Source organism: Trinickia terrae (assembly GCF_005144415.1).
GTDB classification, from domain to species: Bacteria; Pseudomonadota; Gammaproteobacteria; order Burkholderiales; family Burkholderiaceae; genus Trinickia_A; species Trinickia_A terrae.
Window position 1 is genome coordinate 53,622 of the sequence record NZ_SWJE01000008.1, and the last position, 24,123, is coordinate 77,744.

General features: G+C 64.2%; 20 protein-coding genes. 9 read left to right on the forward strand and 11 right to left on the reverse strand.

Annotated features, from left to right (window positions below):
* The first annotated feature begins 5 nt into the window (after nt 1-5).
* From FAZ69_RS15335 to FAZ69_RS15360, 6 genes are all read left to right on the forward strand, one after another.
* Nucleotides 6-1,361 (forward strand): amidase, encoded by a 1,356-nt coding sequence (locus tag FAZ69_RS15335; RefSeq protein WP_136895929.1) that lies wholly within the window; start codon nt 6-8, stop codon nt 1,359-1,361.
* A 168-nt stretch (nt 1,362-1,529) separates the two neighbouring features.
* A complete protein-coding gene (locus FAZ69_RS15340) occupies nt 1,530-2,636 on the forward strand; it encodes a branched-chain amino acid ABC transporter substrate-binding protein (protein ID WP_240702291.1) in 1,107 nt (368 codons plus the stop codon).
* Nucleotides 2,637-2,850: 214 nt separating this feature from the next.
* Entirely contained in the window at nt 2,851-4,563 is a 1,713-nt protein-coding gene (locus FAZ69_RS15345) for a thiamine pyrophosphate-dependent enzyme (RefSeq protein WP_136895930.1), read from the forward strand.
* A 120-nt stretch (nt 4,564-4,683) separates the two neighbouring features.
* Nucleotides 4,684-5,361 carry a heavy metal response regulator transcription factor gene (locus tag FAZ69_RS15350; RefSeq protein WP_136895931.1) on the forward strand — a complete coding sequence of 226 codons (678 nt, stop codon included), beginning with the start codon at nt 4,684-4,686 and terminating at the stop codon, nt 5,359-5,361.
* Nucleotides 5,361-6,776, forward strand: a complete 1,416-nt coding sequence (locus tag FAZ69_RS15355; protein ID WP_136895932.1) for a heavy metal sensor histidine kinase — start codon at nt 5,361-5,363, stop codon at nt 6,774-6,776. Before FAZ69_RS15350 ends, FAZ69_RS15355 begins: the two co-directional genes overlap by 1 nt.
* Before the next feature lie 103 nt (nt 6,777-6,879).
* The gene (locus FAZ69_RS15360) at nt 6,880-7,074 is read left to right on the forward strand and encodes a hypothetical protein (protein WP_136895933.1); all 195 of its coding nucleotides are present in this window, start codon (nt 6,880-6,882) and stop codon (nt 7,072-7,074) included.
* Here FAZ69_RS15360 and FAZ69_RS15365 read toward each other — a convergent pair.
* The 3 genes from FAZ69_RS15365 to FAZ69_RS15375 form a co-directional block, all read right to left on the reverse strand.
* Entirely contained in the window at nt 7,031-8,527 is a 1,497-nt protein-coding gene (locus FAZ69_RS15365; RefSeq protein ID WP_136895934.1) for an efflux transporter outer membrane subunit, read from the reverse strand. The two genes, FAZ69_RS15360 and FAZ69_RS15365, sit on opposite strands and share 44 nt — an antisense overlap.
* 21 nt (nt 8,528-8,548) lie before the next feature.
* The gene (locus FAZ69_RS15370; protein WP_240702292.1) at nt 8,549-9,700 is read right to left on the reverse strand and encodes an efflux RND transporter periplasmic adaptor subunit; all 1,152 of its coding nucleotides are present in this window, start codon (nt 9,698-9,700) and stop codon (nt 8,549-8,551) included.
* A 64-nt stretch (nt 9,701-9,764) separates the two neighbouring features.
* Nucleotides 9,765-12,968 (reverse strand): efflux RND transporter permease subunit, encoded by a 3,204-nt coding sequence (locus tag FAZ69_RS15375; protein ID WP_136895936.1) that lies wholly within the window; start codon nt 12,966-12,968, stop codon nt 9,765-9,767.
* Between the two features lie 251 nt (nt 12,969-13,219).
* Here FAZ69_RS15375 and FAZ69_RS15380 point away from each other — a divergent pair, with 251 nt between their 5' ends.
* The gene (locus FAZ69_RS15380; protein ID WP_136895937.1) at nt 13,220-13,546 is read left to right on the forward strand and encodes a DUF4148 domain-containing protein; all 327 of its coding nucleotides are present in this window, start codon (nt 13,220-13,222) and stop codon (nt 13,544-13,546) included.
* 130 nt (nt 13,547-13,676) lie between these two features.
* Here FAZ69_RS15380 and FAZ69_RS15385 read toward each other — a convergent pair whose 3' ends face one another.
* The 8 genes from FAZ69_RS15385 to FAZ69_RS15420 form a co-directional block, all read right to left on the reverse strand.
* The gene (locus FAZ69_RS15385) at nt 13,677-14,303 is read right to left on the reverse strand and encodes a hypothetical protein (protein ID WP_136895938.1); all 627 of its coding nucleotides are present in this window, start codon (nt 14,301-14,303) and stop codon (nt 13,677-13,679) included.
* Nucleotides 14,300-15,535 (reverse strand): trans-sulfuration enzyme family protein, encoded by a 1,236-nt coding sequence (locus FAZ69_RS15390; RefSeq protein ID WP_169708660.1) that lies wholly within the window; start codon nt 15,533-15,535, stop codon nt 14,300-14,302. Before FAZ69_RS15390 ends, FAZ69_RS15385 begins: the two co-directional genes overlap by 4 nt.
* 2 nt (nt 15,536-15,537) lie before the next feature.
* Entirely contained in the window at nt 15,538-16,953 is a 1,416-nt protein-coding gene (locus FAZ69_RS15395) for an aldehyde dehydrogenase family protein (RefSeq protein WP_136895939.1), read from the reverse strand.
* Complete coding sequence (locus FAZ69_RS15400) at nt 16,950-18,008, reverse strand: homoserine dehydrogenase (RefSeq protein ID WP_136895940.1); 1,059 nt, start codon at nt 18,006-18,008, stop codon at nt 16,950-16,952. The genes FAZ69_RS15395 and FAZ69_RS15400 overlap by 4 nt, the downstream gene beginning before the upstream one ends.
* Before the next feature lie 116 nt (nt 18,009-18,124).
* Nucleotides 18,125-18,598 carry an Lrp/AsnC family transcriptional regulator gene (locus FAZ69_RS15405; protein ID WP_136895941.1) on the reverse strand — a complete coding sequence of 158 codons (474 nt, stop codon included), beginning with the start codon at nt 18,596-18,598 and terminating at the stop codon, nt 18,125-18,127.
* A gap of 44 nt (nt 18,599-18,642) precedes the next feature.
* On the reverse strand, nt 18,643-19,518 hold the full coding sequence (locus tag FAZ69_RS15410) for a PhzF family phenazine biosynthesis protein (protein WP_136895942.1): 876 nt from the start codon (nt 19,516-19,518) through the stop codon (nt 18,643-18,645).
* A gap of 156 nt (nt 19,519-19,674) precedes the next feature.
* Complete coding sequence (locus tag FAZ69_RS15415) at nt 19,675-20,397, reverse strand: transporter substrate-binding domain-containing protein (RefSeq protein WP_136896319.1); 723 nt, start codon at nt 20,395-20,397, stop codon at nt 19,675-19,677.
* Nucleotides 20,398-20,489: 92 nt separating this feature from the next.
* Nucleotides 20,490-21,662: a pyridoxal phosphate-dependent aminotransferase gene (locus FAZ69_RS15420; protein WP_136895943.1), complete on the reverse strand. Its 1,173-nt coding sequence runs from the start codon at nt 21,660-21,662 to the stop codon at nt 20,490-20,492.
* A 157-nt stretch (nt 21,663-21,819) separates the two neighbouring features.
* On the opposite strand from FAZ69_RS15420, the gene FAZ69_RS15425 reads away from it, so the two are divergent.
* Together FAZ69_RS15425 and FAZ69_RS15430 are read left to right on the forward strand one after the other, a co-directional pair.
* Nucleotides 21,820-23,253 (forward strand): aminotransferase-like domain-containing protein, encoded by a 1,434-nt coding sequence (locus FAZ69_RS15425; protein ID WP_136895944.1) that lies wholly within the window; start codon nt 21,820-21,822, stop codon nt 23,251-23,253.
* Nucleotides 23,254-23,360: 107 nt separating this feature from the next.
* Nucleotides 23,361-24,068 carry a hypothetical protein gene (locus FAZ69_RS15430; RefSeq protein ID WP_136895945.1) on the forward strand — a complete coding sequence of 236 codons (708 nt, stop codon included), beginning with the start codon at nt 23,361-23,363 and terminating at the stop codon, nt 24,066-24,068.
* Nucleotides 24,069-24,123 lie beyond the last annotated feature (55 nt).

Genomic DNA, 24,123 nt, shown 5'->3' on the forward strand with positions numbered 1-24,123 from the left:
CCGCGATGCGCACCATCCGTCAATCAAGCAAGGCGCTTGCGACGCGGGACGTATCGGCGGGCGAACTGCTCGACGCGAGCCTTGCGGCCATCGATGCCGACCTTGCGCGGGGAGATTCGACCTATACGCATGTCGATCGCTCGGCAGCGCGCGACGCTGCCTCCAGCAGCGACGCATTTCGGGAGCGGGGTTACGTTCCTTCGGCGCTGGCTGGCGTACCCGTTTCCGTGAAGGACCTGTTCGACGTCAAGGGTCAGGTAACGACGGCGGGCGCGCGGATCCTTTGCGACGCCGCGCCTGCCGTGCGCGACGCGGCCGCCGTTGCGCGTTTGCGCGAGGCGGGAGCCGTGTTCGTCGGCCGGACGAACATGAGCGAGTTCGCGTTCTCCGGCCTCGGGCTGAATCCGCACTACGGAACGCCGCTGAATCCCGCTGACCTTACGCGTCTGGCGGGGGGATCGAGTTCCGGCGCAGCGACGTCTGTCGCGCTCGGACACGTGGCTGCCGCGCTTGGCACCGATACGGGCGGCTCGATCCGCATCCCCGCCGCGTTCTGCGGGCTGGTTGGATTCAAGCCGACCGCGCGGCGCGTGCCGCTCGACGGCATCGTGCCGCTGTCGACGTCCTTCGATTCAATCGGGCCTATTGCGCGAAGTGTCGACTGCTGCGTACTCGTCGATAGCGCTGTTTCGGGGCAATCGCTGGAAACGGCGCCACGCGCGCTCGCGGGACTTCGCCTCGGCGTCACCTCGGACTATGTATCGGGCGAACTGGACGAGACGGTGAGCACTGCGTTCAACCGCGCGATCGGCATGCTGAGCCGCGCAGGCGTGTTGATCGAACGCTTTGCGTTTCCCGAGCTTCACGAGGTTGCCGGCCGCTTTCCGCTCGCGGGCATCACCGCGGCGCAGGCCTGGGCGTGGCATCGCGAGCACGTCGCGCGCAATGCCGATGCGTACGACCCGCGAGTGCTCAAGCGGCTGCGCGTCGGGGAAGGGCGCAGCGCCGCCGACTATATCGACCTGCTTGCCGCGCGCGAGCGCTTCGTGCGCGATGCACGAACCCGTCTCGCGAGGTTCGATGCCTGGTTGATGCCGACCGTCGCGATCGTGGCGCCCGCCATTGCGAACGTCGAAAACGACGATGAGGCATTTTTCTCGATCAATGCAAAGGTGCTGCGTAACGCAAGCATCGTGAACTTCATGGATGGTTGCGCGCTGACGCTGCCGTGCCATCGGGAAGGCGAACTACCAGTCGGTTTGTCGATCTGCGGGCCGGCGCTCGCGGATGCGTCGATTCTCGCGATAGCGCGTAGCGTCGAAGCATTGCTGCGGACTGGCGCGTCCGTCGTGCCGGCATAAGGTTTGTTTATCGGCAGCAAAAAGAATTTGTCGTTGGACGCGCAATTACGGCGAACGAATACTGGTTTTCAGGCGCAATGAAATCGACAGCGCGCCTTTTGGACATTCATAACCGAAGTGAGGCAGCCCGTGAATCATACATTTCGCTCCGTGGCCAGCGTCGTTGCGCTGGCCGCTATCCAGGCGTCCGTGCACGCCGCCGACGCCAATCCCGCCGTTGTGCTGATCGGCCACGCGGCGCCGCTCACCGGCCAGCTCGCCAATATGGGCAAGGACAGCGAAAACGCCGCGCAGCTCGCCGTCGACGAAATCAACAGTCAGAATCCCGTGATCGGCGGCAAGCCGGTGCGTCTGCAACTGGACTCGCAAGACGATGCCGCCGACCCGCGCACGGGAACCCAGGTTGCGCAGAAGCTGGTGGACGATGGCGTGGTGGCCGTGGTCGGCGATATCAATTCCGGCGTATCGATTCCTGCATCGCGCATCTATAGCGAAGCTCAGGTGGTGCAGATTTCCCAGGGCTCGACGAATCCCGCGTACACGCAGCAGGGCTACAAGACGACGTTTCGCGTGGTGGCGACGGATGCATTGCAGGGACCGGCGCTCGCGCGCTACGCGCTCAACGCGCTGCACGCGAAACGTATTGCCGTGATCGACGATTCGACGGCTTATGGTCAGGGGCTTGCCGACGAGTTCGTGAAAGCGGCGAAGGCGAACGGTGGCACGATCGTCGCGCGCGAGGCGACCAACGACAAGGCCACCGACTTCCGTGCCATTTTGACGAAGATTAAGGGGTTGCAGCCGGACGTCATCATGTACGGCGGTTCCGATGCAACGGCCGGTCCGTTGGCCAAGCAGGCGGCGAATCTCGGCGTGACGGCAAGCGTGCTTGGCGGTGACGGCGCATGCACGGACAAGATGGTGAGCCTTGCCGGCGACGCGATCGGCAACGTCGTGTGCTCCGAAGCCGGCCTGGCGCTCTCGCGGATGCCGAAGGGGCAGGAGTTCGAGCGGCGCTACACCGCGCGATACAAAGTGCCCATCGATGCCTACGCGCCGTTTGCCTACGATGCCGTCTACGTGATCTACGATGCGATGAAGCGCGCCAATTCGACGGAGCGGGCCAAGGTTCTGGCTGCGATGCCCAGCACGCAGTATGCCGGTGTGATCGGAAGAATCGCCTTCGATCCGCACGGTGACCTGAAGGACGCGGCCATCACGATTTACCAGTTCAAGGACAAGAAGAAAACGGTGATGGACGTGATTCGAATGTGAGGCCGAGTTTCCGCCAGCGCCTGCATTACGAATTTGTAATGCAGCCGTCCCCCTTCCGATAAGTCACGCCTCATAGACTTGCTCTGCAACTGGGGATGACCAGCGCAACGAGGCCAGCCTGAACGGCCCCGTTCCGACAACAGCACTTCCAGCATCCCGCGCCTACCCGCCCCAGTGCTTCTCTCTCTCCATCCCCCATCTTTCGGAGACTCACATGGGCAAGCAAGTTGCGGAAGTCATTGTCGAAGTTCTCGAACAAGCGGGCGTAAAGCGCTGCTACGGCATCGTCGGCGACACGTTGAATCTGTTTGCCGAGAATCTGGAGCGCAGTTCCATCGAATGGGTCAGCGTCCGCCACGAGGAAGCCGGGGCCTTTGCGGCAGGCACGGAAGCGCTCTACACGAACAACCTGACGGCCTGTGCGGGCAGTTGCGGCCCAGGCAGCCTGCACTTCATCAACGGGCTGTACGAAGCCAATCGCAACCGCTCTCCTGTCGTCCTGATCGCGAGTCAGGTGACGATGAGCGAAATGGGCTTTGAATTCATCCAGGAGGTGGACTTCAAGTCGGTCTTCAAAGAGTGTTCAGTGTTCTGCGAAATGATCCTGACGCCCGAGCAGGCCAGGAAAAAGACGGTGATGGCGTGCCAGGCCGCATTGGCCAAGCGGGGCGTCGCGGTGCTGATCGTGCCGGTCGACGTGTCCCACGGCGAGCTGAAAGAAGATTTCCCGTATCGCGTTCACCATAGCCGCCCGACCATCCGGCCGAGCGACGCGGAGATCGAAGAGATCGCGCAAATCCTCAACGCCGGCAAGAAGATCGCCATTTATGCAGGGTCCGGCTGCGAGGGAGCGCTCGAAGACATCATCGCGGTAGCCGACCGCCTCAAGGCGCCCGTCGCCCACACGTCTCGCGCAAAGTGCTTTCTCGAGCCGAACAATCCGCACAACATCGGCATGACGGGCATCCTGGGGAACGAAGCCGGCTACAACGCCGTGCTCGAATGCGACACGCTGCTGTTGCTGGGCGCCGATTTCGCGTGGCGTCAGTTCTATCCCGACTCGGCCAGGATCGTACAGATCGACATCGATCCCACGCATCTGGGGCGGCGCCATCACGTTACGCTGGGCGCCGTCGGCGACATTCAATCTACGCTGCAGGCGTTGCTGCCGCACCTGCAAGACAAGGACGACGCGTCGTTCCAGGAGAAATACGTCAAGCGTTATGCAGAGACCATGATGTCGACAAGAAAGCAGCTCGCACCGGGACACAACGACAGCATCCCCGGCTCGTATCTGACGTCGCTGATCAACCAATACGCCGCCGACGACGCGCTCTTTTGCGGTGACGACGGCACGCCGATCGTATGGGCGCTTCGGCTGATGGAGGTCAACGGCAAACGCCAGATCTTCGGCAGCCTTCTGCACGGGACCATGGCGACCGCCCTGCCAAGCGCGATCGGTTTGCAAAAGGCCGCTCCCGATCGCCAGGTCGTCGCCATGTGCGGAGACGGCGGCATTTCGATGCTGTTCGGCGAACTGCTCACCACGATGCAGGAAGACTTGCCGATCAAGATCGTCGTATTCAATAACGGCAAGCTGGGCTTTGTGGAAATCGAGCAGAAGTCCGAGGGCATGCTGGACACGTTCACGCACCTGAAGAACCCGGACTTCGGCAAGGTGGCCGCGGCAATCGGCCTTTGGGGGAAGACGGTGCGGCACGCCTCCGAGCTTCCGGCGGCCGTGGAGGAGTGGCTGTCCCAACCCGGCCCGGCGCTGCTCGATGTCGCCGTCAATCCGCTGGAGCTGGTCAAGCCGCCGTTCTTCGAGGCGAAGCCCGTGATCGGCATGGCGCTGTATTCCGTTCGCGCGGTGCTCAACGGCCGCGGCGCGGATGTGCTGGAAATGGTGCGCGAAAACTTCCTTTGAGTGCGTGCAATTCGACTGCGGAAAGCAAGCGTCGCGCCGATGCTCTCTCGACGTTGGAGGCTGCTTTCCGCTCCAGCCATTAGAATCGCTTTATCGATCCAACCGCTGGCGGAGCATCAGATGCGCATCCTGGTCATCGAGGACGAGCCAAAGACGGGCGCGTACCTGAAGAAGGGCCTTGAAGAGTCGGGCTATCACGTCGACGTGGCGGCCGACGGCGCCGAAGGCCTGATCCTCGCGCAAGAGGAGAACTACGACGTCATCGTCCTCGACGTCATGCTGCCGACGATGGACGGCTGGGCCGTTCTCAAGACGTTGCGCGCCACGCGTCAGACGCCGGTGCTGTTCCTGACCGCCCGCGACGATGTCGCCGATCGCGTGCACGGTCTCGAGCTCGGCGCCGACGACTATCTCGTCAAGCCGTTTGCCTTCGTCGAATTGCTCGCCCGCGTGCGCACGCTCGCGCGGCGCGGCCCGCCGCGCGAAAGCGAGCTCCTGAAAGCCGGCGACCTCGAGATCGACGTGATCCGGCGGCGCGTGCGCCGCGGCGCCGCGCGCATCGATCTCACGCCGCGCGAGTTCGCGCTGCTGCAACTGCTCGTGCGCCGCCAGGGCGAGGTGTTGAGCCGCACGCAGATCGCCTCCTATGTCTGGGACATGAATTTCGACAGCGACACCAACGTGGTCGAGGTCGCGATCCGCCGCCTGCGCGCGAAAATCGACGACGATTTCCCGGTCAAGCTGATTCAGACAGTGCGAGGCGTCGGCTACGTGATCGAAGCCAAAGAGGCCGATTGATGGCTTCACGCTCGCTGACCACGACGCTCGCGCTGGCCTTCGCCGGCACGACGCTGGCCGTGTTCGCGCTCGTCGGCAGTGTGCTGTACTTCGCGCTCGACCGTCAGGTCAAGCAGCAGGACGATCTCGACATCGTGCTGATCGCGCGCCATACACGGCGGCTCGAGCAAGAGCTCGGCTCGCTCGACGACGTGCGCCATCATGCCGACCGCCTGACGAGCCAGGTGCTCGGCAACGCCGCGCTTTCGATGGAGATCCGCGATGCCGGCGAGCAGGTGCTCGCCGATCACAACACCGCGAGCATCGCCGATCCCGGCGTGCCTTTGCCCGCGCTGTCGCGGCGCGTCGGCGCCACGCAGCGGATCACGCAAAGCGACATCGCGGAGTGGCATACGGCGAAGGGCGTGCCGGTGCGCGGTCTGGCCGCCGACGCCGTGCTGCGCGACGGCACGCCGGTCACGACGATCATTGCGCGCAACATGACGGACCGCTGGCTCCTGCTCGACTACTATCGCGACCGCCTGTACTGGGTGGGGCTCGCCGGCATGCTGCTCGCATTCCTGATGAGCTGGATGCTCGTGCGCGAATCGCTGCGGCCGCTGCGGGAGATCGCGCGCAAGGCGGGGACGGTCACCGTCGACAGGCTCAGCACGCGCATCGAAGCGGATGACGTGCCGAGCGAGCTCGCCGCGCTCGTCGCCTCGCTGAACCGGATGCTCGGCCGCCTGCACGACGGCTTTCAGCGCCTGTCGCAATACACGGCGGATCTCGCGCACGACATGCGCACGCCGCTCGGCAATCTGCGCGGCGCGACCGAAGTCGCGCTCGCGCGGCCGCGTTCGGCCGACGAATATCAGGCGACGCTCGCGTCGAACCTCGAAGAGTGCGACCGCATCTCGCGCATGATCGAGAGCGTGCTGTTTCTCGCGCGCGCCGAGCATCCGCAGTTTGTCGCGCGGCTCGGCGATCTCGACGTCGCGAAGGAGCTTGCGCATATCGCCGACTATTTCGAGGGCCTGGCCGACGACGCCGGCGTGCATCTGCGCGTGACCGGCAACGCGCAACTGCGCGCCGATGCGGAGCTGTTCCGGCGCGCGGTCAGCAACCTGCTGGCGAACGCGCTGCGCTACACGACGCGCGGCGGCGACATCACGCTGGCGGCCGAGGAAGCGCCGGACGCGGTGCGCGTGACCGTCGCCAATCAGGGCACGCCGATCGCGCCCGAACTGCTCGAGCGGATTTTCGACCGCTTCTATCGCGTCGACCCGTCGCGCAAGCGCGAATCGAATAACGCGGGCTCGACTGGCCTCGGGCTCGCGATCGTGCGCACCATCATGGATCTGCACGGCGGCCGCGCGCATGCCGAAAGCGATGCTGCGAGCACGCGGTTTATTTTGACGTTTCCTCGGGAGTGAGCCTGACCGGGTGATTGCGCAGTATCGATTCATGCTATAAAGCAGCCCTCTTTATTAAGGAGGGTTGAGTGATGGAGACGTATCAGAGCGTTGGGGCTCACTCATGAGGTGGCTCGCCGACAGATTCGCGCTCGTCGCGACGGCAATCGTTGCGGCTGGATTCGCGTGGGCCGTGCTCCACTACGCAGGGCAGTGGTACTTCTCGGCGGGCCTCGTGCTTGCCATCGTGTTGTTGTTCGTCGAGAACCACCGGCTCAAGAAGCGCTTGCGCGAGCTTGGCCAGAAGCCGCGTGGCTAGCGAGTCCTTCCCATCCCCCGCCCAGCGCCTTCAACAGCGCGACGCTCGCGTCGATGCGGCGCGCCTCGATCTGATCGGAGGTCCGCTCGTTGGCGAGCGCGGTCGTCTGCGAGGTGACCACGTCGAGATAGCTGACAGCGCCGGCCTGGTAGCGGTTCATCGTGAGCTGCAGCGCCTGCTGCGCGGCGGCGGTGGCGCGCTGCTGCGTGTCGGCCTCGCTCGCGAGCGTTTGCAGCGCCGACAACTCATCCTCAACCTGCTGGAACGCGACGAGCACGGTCTGGCGATAGTCGGCGACCGTGGCGTCGTATTGGGCCGTTGCGCCCTTGAGCGTCGCGTCGCGGCGGCCGCCGTCGAACAGCGTGCCCGCGAGCTGCGAGCCTATCGACCAGAACAGGCTCGGCGCAGTGAGCCACGGCCCGAAGAATGTGCTTTCGAGGCCGGCCGTCGCCGATAGCGTCAAGTCCGGATAGAACGCCGCGTGTGCCTCGCCGATCTGTGCATTGGCGGCGGCCACGCGCCGCTCGGCCGCGGCGATGTCCGGGCGCCGTTCGAGCAGTTGCGACGGCACGCCGGCGGGAATCTGCGGCAAGGCGGCGGCCGTGGTCGTGGTTGCATCGGGCGGCAGTGTGAACGACGACGCCGGCACGCCGATCAGCGTCGCGATCGCGTGCTGAAGCTTCGCGCGCTCGACGTCGAGATCGGTGTCCTGCGTGCGAGTGCTTTCCAGCTGCGTCTTCGCTTCGGCGACCGCCGATGCATCGATCCCGCCCGCCGCGAATTCCTGCTGCACGATCTCGAGCGACGCTGCATAGGCGGCGACGGTGTCGTCGAGCAGCTTCTTCTGGATGTCGAGCGAGCGCAGGTCGAAGTAGTCGGTCGCGAGGTCGCTCGCCATCGACAGGCGCACGGATTGCAGGTCCGCCTCGCTCGCTTGCGCGGTGTCGCGCGCGTTGACGGCTGCGTCCTTGACGCGTCCGAACAGATCCGGCTCCCAGCTCGCGGCGACGCCCACCGAATAGTCGGGCACGGTCTGGCCCGCAAGCGAATGCCCGAGCACGTTCTGCGAGAGGCGCGTGCGCGATTGCGCGATGCCCGCGGTCACCGTCGGCGCGTAGCCGGCACGCTGATAATCGACCATCGCGCGCGCGGCTTGCAGTTGCGCGACGGCTTTTTTCACCGACTGGTTCGATACGTCGATGCGCGCTTCGAGGCGGTTCAGCCCGGGATCGTCGAACAGCGTCCACCACGGCCCGCGCGGCTTGGCGTCGGCAGGCGCGGCAACCGACCAGCCCGCCGACGCTTGCGGCGCGTTCGCGTAGTGATCGGGCACGGCGACCTCGGGCTTGCTATAGGGCGGCAGCGTCGAACAGGCCGTCAACGCGCAGGCGACGCCGATGACGGTTGCCATGCGGGTGAGAGGACCAGGCAAGGTCAGCGAACGGGGTTTCATCACATCTCCTTCCAGCGATGCTCAGCTTTGCTTGGCGGCTGCAACGCGCACCGCCTCGCCCTCGACGATGGCATCGCCCGGATTGTCGACGACGCGATCGCCTTCGCTCACGCCGTCCGCGACTTCGACATACGTGCCGAAATCGCGGCCAATCGTGACTTGCTTGAGCCGCACCTTGCCGTCGCTGCCGACCACGGCCACTGTCACGCCGTCGGGGCGGAACAGCAACGCGCTCACAGGCAGGTCGAGCGCGGGACGCGTTGTTTGCAGCGCGAGATGCGCTTGCGCGTAGGCCCCGGGCATCAGCGCGCCGTCGCGGTTGTCGACGTCGATCTCGACGCGCAGCGTCCGGCTGACGGGATCGATCGCGTCGGCGCTGCGCGCGACCGTGGCCGGGAAGCGGCGGCCCGGGTATTGCTGGGTCGTCAGATAGACCTGGGTGCCCGCCGTGACGTAGGCCGAGTCGTCCTGCGGCACGTTCACGAAGATCCGCAGCTTGTCGGTCTGCTCGATATGGAACAGCTCGCCCGGATTGCCCGCGAGGCCGGGTGATCCGCCCGCGGTGACGAGCGCGCCGACATCGACGTTGCGCGTCGTGATGACGCCGTCGAACGGCGCGGTCACCTTCTCGTACGACACCAGCTCGGTGAGCCGCGCGACGTTCGCCTGCGCGGCCTCGAGCGCGGCGCGCTTCGCTTGCATGTCGCTCGTCTTGGTCTCGGCGTCCTGCTGCGAGACGGACTGCGTTTGCAGCATCGTCTGCCAGCGCTTCGCGGTGCTCGCCGCGTAGTCGTAGTTCGCCTGCGCGGCGGCTTCGTCGGCGCGCGCCTGCTTGAGCTGCGCGTCGAGCTCGGGCGTTTCGATGTCGGCGAGCGTCTGGCCGGTTTTCACTTTCGCGCCGATGTCCGTGTACCAGTGCTGGATATAGCCGCTCGTGCGCGCGTAGATCGAGGCGTCGGCGTAGGGCATCACGGAGCCGGGCAGCAGCAGTTCCTGCGAGCCCGGGGCACGGCGAGGCGCGACGACTGCCACGATCGGCTCGCGCTGCGCGTCGGCCTGCTTCGTGAGCGCGGTGCTTGCCGCGAGGCGCGGCACGATGCCGATCGCGAGCAAGGCCGCGGCAATCGAGGCGAGGGCCATAGGCAACCGCATCTGCAGCATCATCTTCAGCATCGGGCGGCGGCGCGATGGCGTATCGGGCGTGTTCATGTCGAGTCCTTCAAGAGCTTTCGATTGACTAAGCGTGTTCGTTGGCCGTTTCGACGGCGGCCGCGCGTGCGCGGCGTTTCGCGAGCCACGCATGCACGAGGCCGAACACCACCGGCACGAACAGCAGCGTGGAGACCGTGCCGAGCGCGAGCCCGCCGATCACCGCGCGTCCGAGCGGCGCGTTCTGCTGGCCGCCGTCGCCGAGACCGAGCGCCATCGGCAGCATGCCGATCAGCATCGCGAGCGCGGTCATCAGCACCGGACGGAAGCGGCTGAAGCCCGCTTCGAGCGCGGCGGCGAGCGGCTCGACGCCGTCGGCCAGCATCTCGCGCGCGGTGTTGACGACGAGAATGCTGTTCGCCGTCGCGATGCCGATGCAGAGGATCGTGCCCGTGAGCGCCGGCACGGAGAGCGTCGTATGCGTGGAGAACAGCATCCACGCGATGCCCGCGAGCGAGCCGGGCAGGCCGCAGATGATGATGAGCGGATCGATCCACGACTGGAAATTCACGACCATCAGCAGATAGACGAGCGCGACGGCGAACACGAGCCCGGCGCCAAGCCCTGCGAACGACTGGTTCATCGATTGCACCTGGCCGCGGATCACGATCGACGAGCCGGGCGGCAGTTGCGCGCGGGCCGCATCGACGAGGCGCGTCACGTCCGACGCCACGCCGCCGAGATCGCGCCCTTGCGCCGACGCGAAGATATCGAGTACGGGCTGCACGTTGTAGTGCGAGACGACCGCCTGCTGCGAGCTGCGCGACATCGTGCCGAGCGTGCCGAGCTGATTCTGCGGAACGTTTTGCGGATCGTTCGAGGACGGGTTCGTCGTCACCGGAATGTTCGCGAGCGTCTGCAGCGAGTGGATGTCGTACTGCGGCACTTCGGCCATGAGCGGATAGCTCACGCCGTTCTTCGGATCGAGCCAGAAGTTCGGCGTCGTCTGCGAGCTGCCGGACAGCGCGATCAGGAGGTTCTGCGCGACGTCGTGCTGCGTGAGCCCCGCCTGCATCGCCTTGGTGCGATCGACGTCGACATCGATGGCCGGTTCGTCCCCCGGCTGCTGGATGCGCGCATCGACAAGGCCGCGCACGCCGCGCAACTGCGAGAGCAGGCGATTCGCGACGGCGCGATTGGCCGCGAGCTTGTTGCCGACGATCTGGACGTCGATCGGCGCGGGCAGCCCGAAGTTCAGAATCTGGCTCACGATGTCGGCGGGCAGGAACGCGAACGTCACGCCCGGAAACGACGCGTTCAGAACGTTGCGCAGCCTGGCGACGTATTCGGCGCTCGGGTGATGACCGGGCTTGAGCGTGATGAGGATATCGGCGTCTTCGGGGCCGATGGGCGCGGACGAGTCGTAGGTGAGGTTGATGCCGCTCACCGGCACGCCGATGTTGTCGAGCACGGCGGCCTGCTCGGACTTGGGGATGACGGTGCGGATCTTCGCTTCGACTTCGTCGGTGATGCGCGCGGTTTGCTCGATGCGGGTGCCGGTCGGCGCGCGCAGATGCAGGCGGATCTCGCCGGTATCGACCGCAGGAAAGAAGTCGCGGCCGGTGAATGGAATCAGCGCGAGCGACGCGAGGCACAGCGCCAGATAGACCGGAATGAAGCGGCGGCGGCCGGCGATCGCGCGTTGCAGCGCGGCGCGGTAGCGATTGCGCAGCGCTTCGAAGCGCTGCTCGAACGACGCCTGGAAGCGCACGAGCGCGCCGAATCGCCCGGCGGCCGCCTGCCCGTGCCGCGACGGCGCGCGCATCAGGTACATCGCGAGCGTCGGAATCAGCGTGCGCGAGAAGAAGTACGACGCGCACATCGCGAACACCACGGCCTCCGCCATCGGCACGAACAGATAGCGCGCGACGCCCGTGAGCAGGAACATCGGCACGAACACGATGCAGATCGCGAGCGTCGAGACGAAGGTCGGCGCCGCGATCTCGCCTGATCCGTTGAGGATCGCGTCGTGCAGCGGCGCGCCGTTTTCGAGGTGATGCGTGATGTTCTCGATCGCGACGGTCGCGTCGTCGACGAGTATCCCGACCGCCAGCGCGAGGCCGCCGAGCGTCATGATGTTGATCGTCTGTCCGAGCGCGGCGAGCGCGATCAGCGAGGTCAGCACCGAGAGCGGAATCGAGATCGCGATGATCAGCGTCGCGCGCCAGCTGCCGAGAAAGAGCAGGATCATCGCGGCCGTCAGGCACGCGGCGATCAGCGCTTCGCGCACGACGCCCGAGATCGCCGACTTCACGAACACCGATTGATCGGACAGCGGCGTGATCTTCAGCGCCTTCGGCAGGCCCGCGGCGATCTTCGGCAGCATCGCCTTGACCTGCTGGATGATCGTCAGCGTCGAGGCGCTGCCGGTCTTCTCGACTTGCAGCAGCGCGGCGCGCTTGCCGTCGCTGCGCACGATGTTCGTCTGCGGCGCGTAGCCGTCGATTACGTGAGCGACGTCGCGCACATAGATCACGGTTCCGTTCACGGTCTTGACCGGCAGATTGTTGAGCGCCTCGACCGTGCGCGTGCTGCCGTTCATCTCGACGTTGTACTCGCGCGTGCCGATCTTCGCGGTGCCGCCCGGAAGAATCAGGTTTTGCGCGTTGACCGCGTTGACGACGTCGATGGGAGCCAGGCCCTTCGCCTGCAGCGCGCGCGGATCGAGCTGGACCATGATCTGGCGGATCTTGCCGCCGTAAGGCAGCGGCACCGCGGCGCCCTGCACGGTCGCGAGCTGCGTGCGGATGAAGCTGTTGCCGAGGTCGTAGAGCGTCTGCTCCGGCAGCGTGTCGCTCGAAAGGCCGAGCTGCAGCACCGGCACGGTCGACGCGTTGTACGTGATGATGTTGGGCGGCAACGTGCCGGGCGGCAGGATGCGCAGGATCGAGGCGGAGTTCGACGCGGCTTCGGCGATCGCGCGGTTGATGTCGGCGCCGGGGTGAAAGAAGATCTTGACCACCGATACGCCGTTCAGCGATTGCGATTCGATGTGCTCGATGTCGTCGACGTCGGACGTGAGCGCGCGCTCGTAGTTCGACGTGATGCGGTTGGCCATGTCTTCCGCCGAGAAACCGTTGTACGTCCATACGATGCTGACGACCGGAATGTCGATGTTCGGAAAGATGTCCGTCGGCGTGCGCATGATGGCGATCGGCCCGAGGATGAACAGCAGGACGGCGAGAACGATGAAGGTATAGGGCCGCCGCAGGGCCAGTCTGACGATCCACATGATGATTCCTTGGCGCGAGGCTTCACATGGAGGGAAGTTTGACTGGCAGGCATTTACCCCGCTCTGACGCGGAAATTACAAGTCCGTTATCTGTCGGCAGCCGGGGAGATAACGAGCTTGTAATGCGAAGGTCAGTATCGGGACAGGGGTCGCTGCCGAGAATGAAGGCAACTCTTCATCGACGCCGATGGAGAGGCCCGAGGCCTCGTTCATGGTGAATGCGGCCGCTATGCTCTCGAAGGGGAACCATCATGAAAGCACTGATCAAAGCCGTACTGATTGCCTGCGCGCTGAGCGCGCCCGCATTCGCGTTCGCCCAAGCCGCCAACGGGCCGGTGACTCGCGCCGAAGTGAAAGCCGATCTCGTCCGGGCCGAGCAGGCCGGCTATCGTCCGGCAAGCAACGAAAACAATTATCCGGCCGACATTCAGGCTGCCGAAGCGAAGATCGCGGCGCAAGGGCAGACGCCCGAAGCGGCGTCGGTCGGCGGCGTGCCGATGACGGGCGCTTCGCAGGCCGGCGCGCCGCTTGCACCGGTCGCGATGAACGACGCGCAATCGGTCTATGCGCACCATTGAGCGCGTGTCATTCGCGCCGCCCATTCAGGTAGCGCCATTCGAAGCCTTGCGGACCCCCGTGCACTCTACCGGCCGATGTTTCCGGAAAGTGCGCGGGGATACCGCCGCTTTTTTTCGGCCATTCGGGCGATCAGAAGTAAAACGGCTTTACGTTCTTCAACCCCGCGAGCTCGCGAATCCTGTTGAACGACGTTTCGACTGCCGACCGGCATCCCGGCGCATCGTCAAGACGCACCGGATCGAAATGCACGGTATCGATTCCCGGTGGGATGGCAAAGGGGCGCTCCATGCCCTCGGATTCCGTCACGAGCGCGGTGCCCGCGATGTCGGCAAGCGCCATGAAGAGAAATGGCGTGACGCCCTCCAGCAACTGGTCAAGGAGAGTGCGGACTGCCGTGGGCAGCATTTTCAGCATCGGCAGCTCGTACGCTCCGGGCCACCAGGTGCGTTCCTGATCGGCCCATGGACCAACGCCTATCACACCGGCCATCTCGATCGACCTGTCCGGAGCAAGGTATGCGTACCCCCGATACGTGCCGTGGTCGTCGGTCTTCGGGATTGCAAGAAGGCCGCGCTCCCGTTCTTCGATACGCTGCATCGGCACGTCGGCAGGTCTGAGCTTCAGCAGGGTCTGAGCGACTCCCACCGGTAGCGGATTATTGCGCCACCTTCGACGATCGGCGGGTTCGCTGGCGATTCGGCAAATCCACTTCGGACCACCGGACAGCGGGATGCGCGCTCTTTCCGCTGCAGTCATGCGAACGTCTCGTCGAGCGCCGCCTTGAGATCCGCGATCAGGTCGGCCGGGTCTTCCAGGCCGATCGAGAAGCGCAGGTGACCATATTTCCGGAACGCGTCCGGGTAGCACTCCGATCCGCCTCGCCCATCCTTGCCGACGTGCACGATCAGGGACTCGTCGTGGCCGAGCGATACCGCCGAGGTGATGAGGCGCAGGTTGGCCACGAAGCGATTCTGCACCGCAGGTTCGCCTTTGACGGCAAAAGCCATGACGGCGCCATACCCCATGCCGCCGAATTGGCGCGACGCAAGCTCATGCTGCGGATGGGAAGGCAGGCCTGGGAATGCCACGTAGGCGACTCGCGGATCGTTGTCGAGGAATTCCGCGACCTTCCGTGCCGAGGACATGTGCCTCGGCAAACGCAGCGGCAGGGTCACGGAGCCTCGCATGATGAGCCACGCATTGAAAGGCGAGATCGAACCGCCCACATCGACGAGTGCGTCGCCTTTCAGCCGGTGGATCAGCTCCGCGCGCCCGATGACGGCTCCGCCCATCGCATCGCCGTGCCCGTTGATGTACTTCGTCAGTGAATGAGCGACGAAATCCGCGCCGTGTTCGAGGCCTCGAAACATCGGCGGGGGCGTGAACGTCGCATCGATCGACAGCATGGCGCCGGCACCGTGCGCGATTCCTGCAAGCGCTTCGACATCGGCCACCTTCGTGGTCGGATTGGCAATCGTCTCGGCATGGATCAGTTTCGTGTTCGGGCGCACGGCTTCCCGTACTGCATCGAGATCGCCGATGTCCACGAACGTCGCTTCGATACCGTAGCGCTCCGGGAGCAGTTCGCTGAAAAGACGCCAAACGGCTTCGTACGTGACATCGCTAACGACGACATGATCGCCACTTTTCAGAAACGTGAAAAATATCGAATGCAGCGCGGCAACGCCGGTTGCGAAAACGACGGCTTCCTCACCACGCTCCATCGCCGCAAGCTTGCGCTCGAGACAAAGCTGGTTGTGGCCCAGGTTACGCGTGTACAACAGCGTTTGGGACAGCGTTTGAGAATCCGACCAGTTGAGTGAAGACGGGTCATCGGGCAATTGGTACGAGTTTGCCATGACGATCGGCGTGCGGATTGCGCCCGTCGTGGCGTCGATGAGATTCCCGGCATGCACTGCCTGACTGTCGAACGAGAGGCTCGCCGGCTGTTTCTTATCGGGCCGCTGCTGAATGTTTACGGTTGCCATATTTATTGATCCCTCTTCCTGATACAGACAACTTTGGGTTGAGTCATCTCCTCGTACGCGAACCGAACACCTTCGCGGCCAAGGCTTCCGTACTTGAATCCCCCGAACGGCATGGCGTCGAACCGGTAGTCCGACGAGTCGTTGATCATGACCCCGCCGGCTTCGAGCTTGTCGGCCGCCTTGAGAGCGGCATGCAGGTCATGCGTGAAGATGCCGGCATGGAGGCTGTACTCGGGGCTGTTGGCGAGTGAAAGCGCCTCATCCAGTGTCTCGATCCGTTGAAGAACGACAACCGGGCTGAAGATCTCCTGCTTCCACAGATCGCATTCGAAGCTGACGTCCTCGAGCACGGCCGGAGCGTAGACCGAACCTTCCTGAGTATTGCCGCACAGCAGTCTGGCGCCCTGGCTGATCGCCGCATCCACCACGCCTTTCGTTCGCGCGGCTGACTGCGCCGTGATCATCGGCCCGACGTCGGTGTCCGGCAACGCAGGGTTGCCCACCTTCAGCGCTTTGGTGCCGGCAACGAAACGCTCCTTGAACGCTTCGTAGACGGACGACTGGATCAGAATGCGCTGCGTGCCGATGCAGTTCTGGCCCGCGGCCCAGAATGCTCCGGACACGCACGATTCCACGGCGTCCTCGAGGTCGCAGTCACCCAGGACGATGACGGGCGCGTTGCCTCCCAGATCCATCGCAAGCTTTTTCAGGCCTGCGGACCGGGCTATTTTTTCTCCGGTTGCGAATCCGCCAGTGAAGGAAACCATTCTCACGTCCCGGGACGAGACGAGGGCTTCGCCGAGCGCTGCGCCGCCCGTCGCGATCGATACGACGTTCGACGGCATGCCAGCCGCCACGAGATAGTTGACGAGCTTGATAGCCGAAAGAGGCGCGAGCTCGGACGGCTTGAGGACCACGGCATTGCCTCCGGCGATCGCCGGTCCGAGCTTGTGCGCAACGAGGTTGAGCGGATCGTTGTAGGGCGTGATGGCGACGATGACGCCGAGAGGTTCCCGAGTGAACCATCCCTGCCGGTTTTCCGATCCGGCGTACGCATCGAACGGCACGACTTCACCGCTGTTCCGGCGCGCCTCATCGGCGGACAGCTTGAGCGTGTTCACGCAGCGCAGCACTTCCTTCTTGGCCTGCTTGATGGTCTTGCCGGCTTCCGCGACGATGAGATCGGCAAACGCGTCCCTATCGCGCTCCACCAGCGATGCGCAGGTCTCGAGCACGCGAGCCCGCTCATGACGGGATAGGCTGCGGCACACGCGGGCGCCGTCCTTCGCGGTCTGAATCAGCATCTGTGCGCCTTCCGGCGGAATGTTCACGACGGTGCCCACTTCGGCGCCATCGAAGGGGTTGGTCACCGGGATGAAGGCGGACGATGGGTCAATGGGGAATGCAGGCATATTCATTTCGAAGCGCCTCCCGCAGTTTTTTTCTTGTGGATGCTGATGATGTCGGAGAGCAGCGCGTAGGCAGTCTCGACGCGTCCGGCGCCCGGTCCCTGCACGGTTACGTCTCCCAGGACCTTCGTCTTGAACGTGATCGCGTTCACGGCGCTCCCGACGCCGGCCAGTGAGTTCTCCAGAGGGAGAAGCTTCGGCTTCACGGATGCTTGAACGGTTCCGTCAGGCGCTTTGATGGCGCTTCCGATCAGCTTCCAGCGCGCATTTGCAGCCGCGGCATCCTGAAGGGCTTGAGCGGTCAGGCCGCCAATTCCTTCGCACGCCACATCCCACGGCCTGAGCTGCGCTCCGAGCAGCTCGTTGGCCAGGATGGTGACCTTCAAGCCGACATCGTGACCCTCGATATCCGCGGTCGGATCTGCTTCCGCATAGCCGAGCGTTTGAGCCTTCTTTACGGCTTCGCCAAAGCTGAGACCATCCGACTCCATGCTCGACAGTACGAAATTCGAAGTGCCGTTGAGAATGCCTTCGAATCCGATCAGATCGGATCCGGCAAGCGACTCCTTGGCGAATCTGATGACTGGTGTGCCGCTCATCACCGTACCTTCGAATTCAAAGAACGCTCCGTTTTCCTCGGCGGCGCGCTTCAGGGATTTGGCATGAAACGCCACCGGCCCCTTGTTCGTCGTCACCACGCTTATGCCGCTGTCCAGGGCGAGGCGGCAATAGGACGAGGCGGGCTCTCCGTCCCGGGGATTGGTAAACGTCGCCTCCGCTACGATGTCCGCGCCGCAAGTCCGGATGACCTGCTCGGTTTCCTGCGCTGCCTTGCCGCCGGGCAGCTTCTCGAACGCACCCTTATCCCGCGGGAGATTGCGCAATGCGTCCAGGTCGATGCCGCCGGGGGATACGACGGAACCGAGATGCAGATCGCTGACGCCCACGATCTTCAAACGGAAACCCAGCTCGCGCTCCCAATGCCAGTTTTTCTCCGCCGCCAGCTCGGCAAGCGCGCGATTGACGCCGCCGAAGCCAATCAGCGCTACCTTGTATTCGCTCACGTCACCATCCTTCATTTGATGAACACGGGAAGGATGGTAATCAACGGGACTGTCACATTACATCGGGCAAACTGCTCGAAATATCGAGCGTTTTGCCAGGGCGGCTTGCATGTTGCTCAGGGGCAGGCTGCCTGATGCCCGCGCGGCGAGGAATCTTTCGAACGAGTCAGAACGAACGACGTGACGGTATTGAGAACGCCCGGCAGCGCAGCAATCTCTTCCCAGAGCTTGTGGATGTGATCGGAAGTCGCGGCTTCGATGTGCAAGACGATATCGAGCTCGCCGCTCATCACGTCGCACGCGACAACTTCCGGAACCGAGCGCACATGGACCAGCACATCGATCCCTCGCATCCGGTCCTTCCGGTAGACGAACATGAGCGCTCTGATGGGCTCCGATTCAGGCGCAGCATGGCCGGACTTGATGGTGTACCCGCGAATGTAGCCGTCGCGCTCCAGCCTCTCGATCCGGAGCCTCACGGCGTTGCGCGACAGATTGACGGACGCAGCAATGTCGTTGTGCGACAGGCGCGCGTTCTCAGTCAGTTGCGCAAGAATTTTTTCGTCGACCTTGTCGAGCACACGCTTCATATTTCAAGCTGCCTATTCATTAAACGCCCGATTCGGCCAAGCCGCTAGAGCGCAAGCGAGCCTTCCACGCAGGTGACGCAAGCACCGCCGACGCGTACCTTTCCGCTCGCATCCACGCTCACCTTGACGCGTCCATCTCGGCCGACACAGCGTCCTTGCGCAGCCACGTAGTCTATTCCGCCGGGCGGCAACAGGCCGCGTTCCCACTGGAAGGCGGCCACGCTGCCGTTGCCGCTTCCGCAGACAGGATCCTCCTCGACTCCGCAGGACGGAGCGAAGGCGCGCACTTCGATTGCCGCATCCCCTTGCTCGCGCTTACCGAATACGGTCAGGCCCGTGACACCGAGGCGGCGCTCGAACTCCGCCAACTTCGCGAAGTCCGGCCGCAGATCGAGTACGGAAGCCGCATCGTTCATTTGCACGACAACCCAAATGGCGCCGACGTTCACGATGGCCGGCGCGGTCTCGATGTCCGCTTTGCATCCGAGGATACGCTCCAGATCGGCGATCTCCGCCGTGTGCAGCGGCTCCATCTTCGCGGGCGGCAGGCCGAAGGTCAACTGGCGGTTTCCGCCTTGCTCGTCGACCGTCAATTCAACGAGGCCGATGCCGCATTGCTGAATCAATCGACCGCTCCGGCGAGGCGTGACGCGCCCGGCTTCCAGGATGGCGTGAGCACTGCCCAGTGTCGGATGTCCGGCAAAGGGAAGCTCGCTGCGCGGCGTGAAAATCCGCAAACGATAGTCGGCCTCGGCCGTCGTGGGCGGAAGGACAAATGTCGTTTCGGAAAGGTTGGTCCAGCTCGCGATCGCTTGCATCGCGCCGGTGGACAGGCCCTCCGCGTCCAGCACCACGGCCACCGGATTGCCCAGAAGCGGCCGGGAGGTGAAGACGTCGACTACCTTATAGGATCGTTTCATATGGGCCTCTATTGAGTTGGCATGCGGCGCAGCCAGTGCGTTTGCGCCGATGCTTCACCATGAAAAACACCCCAAAGGCTGGATCGGCGTCCAACTTTTGGGGTGCCGCTCGGATCGGCCGGTTGCCGTTACTGCAGTCCGCCGAAGCGGAGAATGCTATTTTTCGCCTGCGGCCACGCTGTCGATCTCCGTCTCCGTGAGACCGTACTTAGCCATGCGGGCACGGTGGTCGGACGAACCGAGGTACTTGCGGAGTTGCTCATTCACCGCCTGCAGAAGGCCGTGATTGCTCTTATTGAACGAGAAGGCGCCGACAGGTGCTTTCCCTTCCTTGCTCATTTTGTGTGCAACCGCTTCCAGCTCCTCGTTGGCGCCGGCAAGGGCGCGGCTCCCGATCGCGGTGCTCGCGTATGCGTCGATCTTTCCTGTGAGCAGCGCGGCGACTGCGGCGGGCTGGTCTTTGAACACCGCGATCTGGCTATCGCTCACGCCCGCCGACTTTGCGGCGTCGAGCTGAACCGTCCCGGCAACGATCCCAAGCCGCGCCTCGCTCCGCGCGGCCACTGCCTCGTAGCTCGCCAGCGCTTTCGGGTTGCCGCCTTGAAGCAGGAATCCATCGCCCAGCGCCCAGACCGGCGCACTGAATGCAACGCGCTCTGCGCGCTCAGCCGTCACGAAAATTGGCACGTTCATGTCCCAGCGGCCCTCTTGCACGCCAGGCAGAAGTTCTTCGAACGAGGTCAAATGATGTTCGATGGAGGACACACCGATCGCTCGAAGCACCACATCGGCCAATTCGATGTCGGAGCCCGTCACGGAATGATCACGGTCAGTCCAGTAGAAAGGCGGTTCTTCGAGATATGCAATTGTTACTTTCATGGCTGTACTCAACTTGAGTGACTGGGGCTGGATCATGATGCGGCGTCATTCCGGCCGCGGGTCGCAATACCTGAGATCGCGGTGTCGAGTCGTCACGCGGCAGCGGCGTCCAGGGCCGCCGAAAGAGCGGACAATGCGGGTCCGAGGCGTGCAGGCGGCAGATAGCCAAAGCCAAGGCGGAATACGCAATCGCTTTCGCCAAACCACGTTCCGGACGCCAACTGCAAGTCATGACCAGGCAGCAGATTCCAGAAGCGCGAGACGGCAACATCGTCGAATGCATCGGAACGCAGGCGCAGGCAGCACAACGCGCCGGCATCCGGCCGCACCCACTCGATACGTTTGTGCTCGCCCTCGCACCAATTCGCCAGTTCATCGAGGGCGCGGGCGAGCAACCGGCGCCGGGGTGCGAGCACGCTTTCCCTGTTGCGCAGAAGCGCTGTGGCGAGCGTCTCGTCGAGCACCGAACCCGAGATCACGATGTTCATCTTGGCGATGGTCAGACGCGACCGAAGGCCGGCGTCCTCCACCGTGAGCCAGCCCGTGCGCAAGCCCGGCGCGCCGAGCGCCTTCGATACCGACGCGCCGGTGACGATATGCGAGTCGAGCCCCGCGAAACTGCCGGCCACGGCGCCGTCGCCATAGGCGGCCTCTCGATAGGTCTCGTCGATGAAAAGTATCGCTTCCGGAGAATGCCTCTTCATCAAGACGAGGAGCTTCTCGATATCCGCGCGGGACGTCTGAACGCCGCTTGGATTTTGTGGCGTTGCAAGACTGACCAGCTTGGTTTTCGAAGACAGGCTCGCCTCGATCCGGTCCAGGTCCAGCCGATAGCCGTTCTCGAACGATAACTTGACCTCGCGGACACTGACGCCGGCTCCAAGCAGACAATCGCGGCTCGGCGGAAAGCAGGGTGTCGCGAGGACAGCCTCGTCGCCGGGGCGGCAGACTTCGAGAGCGAGAAGAAAGAGCCCGAGCGCGGTGCCTTGTGTCGTGATGATCTGCTCTGCCGGAACGTTGCAGGCGTCGGCAATCGCCTCACGAAGCGCGACCGCACCGGCGGATCTGCCATAGCCGAGCTTCAGGTCGCGGATACCCTCGAGACCGTCGAGATCCAGGATCTCGCCTACCGTCAAGTCTTGGGAGGTGCTCTCCGCCAGGTTGAACGGCCGATTCACGTCGAGGAGTGAAATGATCTCGTTGTAGGGAAATCTCCCGCTCCACTCCTGGGAATCCGTGCGAAGGGCGTTGCTGAGGCCGGACATCTGGGCTCCTGCGAATGTGATCGGAACCCATGCATCGTAGCGCCCGCGGGCGGACCATAACAGTCACAATTTTGTGCCGATTCGACCATCACAATTTCGCTTGGCGAGCCGCGGGCGCCGGATCGATAATCGTGAATTCCTCCGCATGAGCGCCTCCATGGACACGCACACTTCGTACCGTTACGAGCAGTTGGCCGAGCTCATCGTCGGCATGATCGACAACGGCGCGCTCACGGCGGGCGCGCGGCTGCCATCCGTGCGCACCGTCAGCGAGCAGCACCGCATCAGCATCTCCACGGCGCTGCAGGCGTACCGTCTGCTCGAAGATCGCGGCGTCCTCGTCGCGCGGCCGCAGTCGGGCTTTTACGTCGCGGCCGCGCCTCGCGGCGCGCTCGCGTTGCCGTCGACCTCTCGCCCGCGCACGAAGGCGTCGACGGTGTCGATCAGCGGAGCCGTCGCGGCGCTGCTCGAGCACGCGTCGAACTCGGCGCTCGTGCCGCTCGGCTGCGCCGTGCCCGACTCGGAGCTGCTGCAATCGAAGCGGCTCGACCTCGCGCTCGCGCGTGCCGCACGTCAACACGGGACGCGCTACAACGTCTATTGCGCACCGAACGGCGAGCCGCGCCTGCGCCGCGAAATCGCGAAGAGGGCGATGCGCGTCGGGCATGCGCTGTCGCCCGACGACGTGCTCGTCACGTGCGGCTGCACCGAGGCGCTGACGCTTGCGCTGAGCGCCGTCGCCAAGCGTGGCGATACGATCGCGATCGAATCGCCCACGTACTTCGGATTCCTGCATGCGATCGAAATGCTCGGCCTGAAGGCATTCGAGCTGCCGACCCACCCGACGCACGGCATCGACGTCGATGCGCTCGCACGCTTGCTCGATACGGAGCCGGTGGCGGCCTGCGTGCTGTCGTCGAGTTTCAACAATCCGCTCGGCTCGGCGATGGCCGAAGCCGGCAAGCGGGCGCTTCTCGCGCTGCTCGCGCGGCATGCCGTGCCGCTGATCGAAGACGACGTCTACGGCGACATCCACTTCGGTCGCGAGCGGCCAAAGCCGTTCATCGCGCTCGACGGCGGCGCCAATACGATCTACTGCAGCTCGTTCTCGAAAAGCCTTGCACCCGGATACCGGGTCGGCTGGATTGCAGCGGGCGCCTACGCGCAGCAGGTGATGGAACGCAAGCTCGCGTTCAGTCTCTGCGGCCCCGTGTTGCCTCAAATCGCGCTCGCGGATTTTTTGGAGAGCGGCGCTTACGATACGCACTTGCGCGGCATCCGCCGCATCTTCGAAGAGAACCTCGCGCGCATGACGCGTGCGATCGAGGCAAGCTTCCCAGCGGATACGAAAGTGAGCCAGCCGGCAGGCGGCTTTGTGCTCTGGCTCGAACTGCCGAGGCGCTTCGATTCGCGCGCGCTCTTCGACGAGGCGCTCGAGCAAGGCATTTGCTTCGCGCCCGGCGACGTTTTCTCCGCGAGCCGGCGCTTTCGCAATTGCCTGCGCTTGAGCGCCGGGCATGTCTGGGACGATCGCATCGAAGACGGCGTCCGCCGCCTGGGCAGGCTCGCAAAGACGCAGCTTGCGCGCTGAGAGCACGCCGGCTTCTCCTCGACACCGCCGGCGTGCGAACCAAACGCTCTCCATTCGTCTGCAAATAAACTATTCTTAAGACGCTCGGCCGTTGCTCGGGAGCAAATATGACCGATCCGTCGGAGTACATTGCGCAGCATCTGCGTAACTTTTCTGCGTCGTCTTCGGACCATCCGGCGAGTGGCGTCCTGAATCCCTACGCGCTGCTCTTGCCGATCGTTCTCTTCGTCGTGCTGGTTTGCATCGCCGCGTTCGAGGACCGCTGGGCCATGTTCAGGCTCGCTCCACCGATGAGCTTCCGCAGGCGCTTGTTCGTGTGGTGGTCGTGCGCGTGGCGGCAGTTTCTGGCGAGCATTCCCCTCGCGGTCATAGGCGGGGTGGCTTTCCTGTATCTGGTTCATCGGTTGGCCGTGCCGCTGGGCCATCTCTCGGGGAACATGCTGCAACATGCCACGGGAATGTTCACGGCCATGCTGTCGCTCGTTGTGACAGCGATGCCGCTCATCGTGGCGCCTCTGATCTGCACGATGCTGAGCCTGCCTGTTTACGGGTACATGGTGCGAAAGGGGCTGGCTTCGCATGCACTGGCTGTGCCGGCGCGATTCGGCTTGTGGCGCGCGACCCGGCTCGGCGTCACTACGTTGGCCTGGTCCGGCGTCGGGACGCTCTTTATCGCCGATTTGACCGCCACGCTTCCGCATCGTGTCGCCGAGGGGCTGCGCCTGCTGTTCTTCGTCGTCTGGGGCATGTACATCGTATTGCCGCGGCAGATCCGCAGGGCCGAGCGCCTCAGGCAGGTGCTTTCGGCGAAGTAACGTCCCCGGTTGGCACGCCTGCCTTCGCAAAACAATACACGTCGTCGTAGCGCAC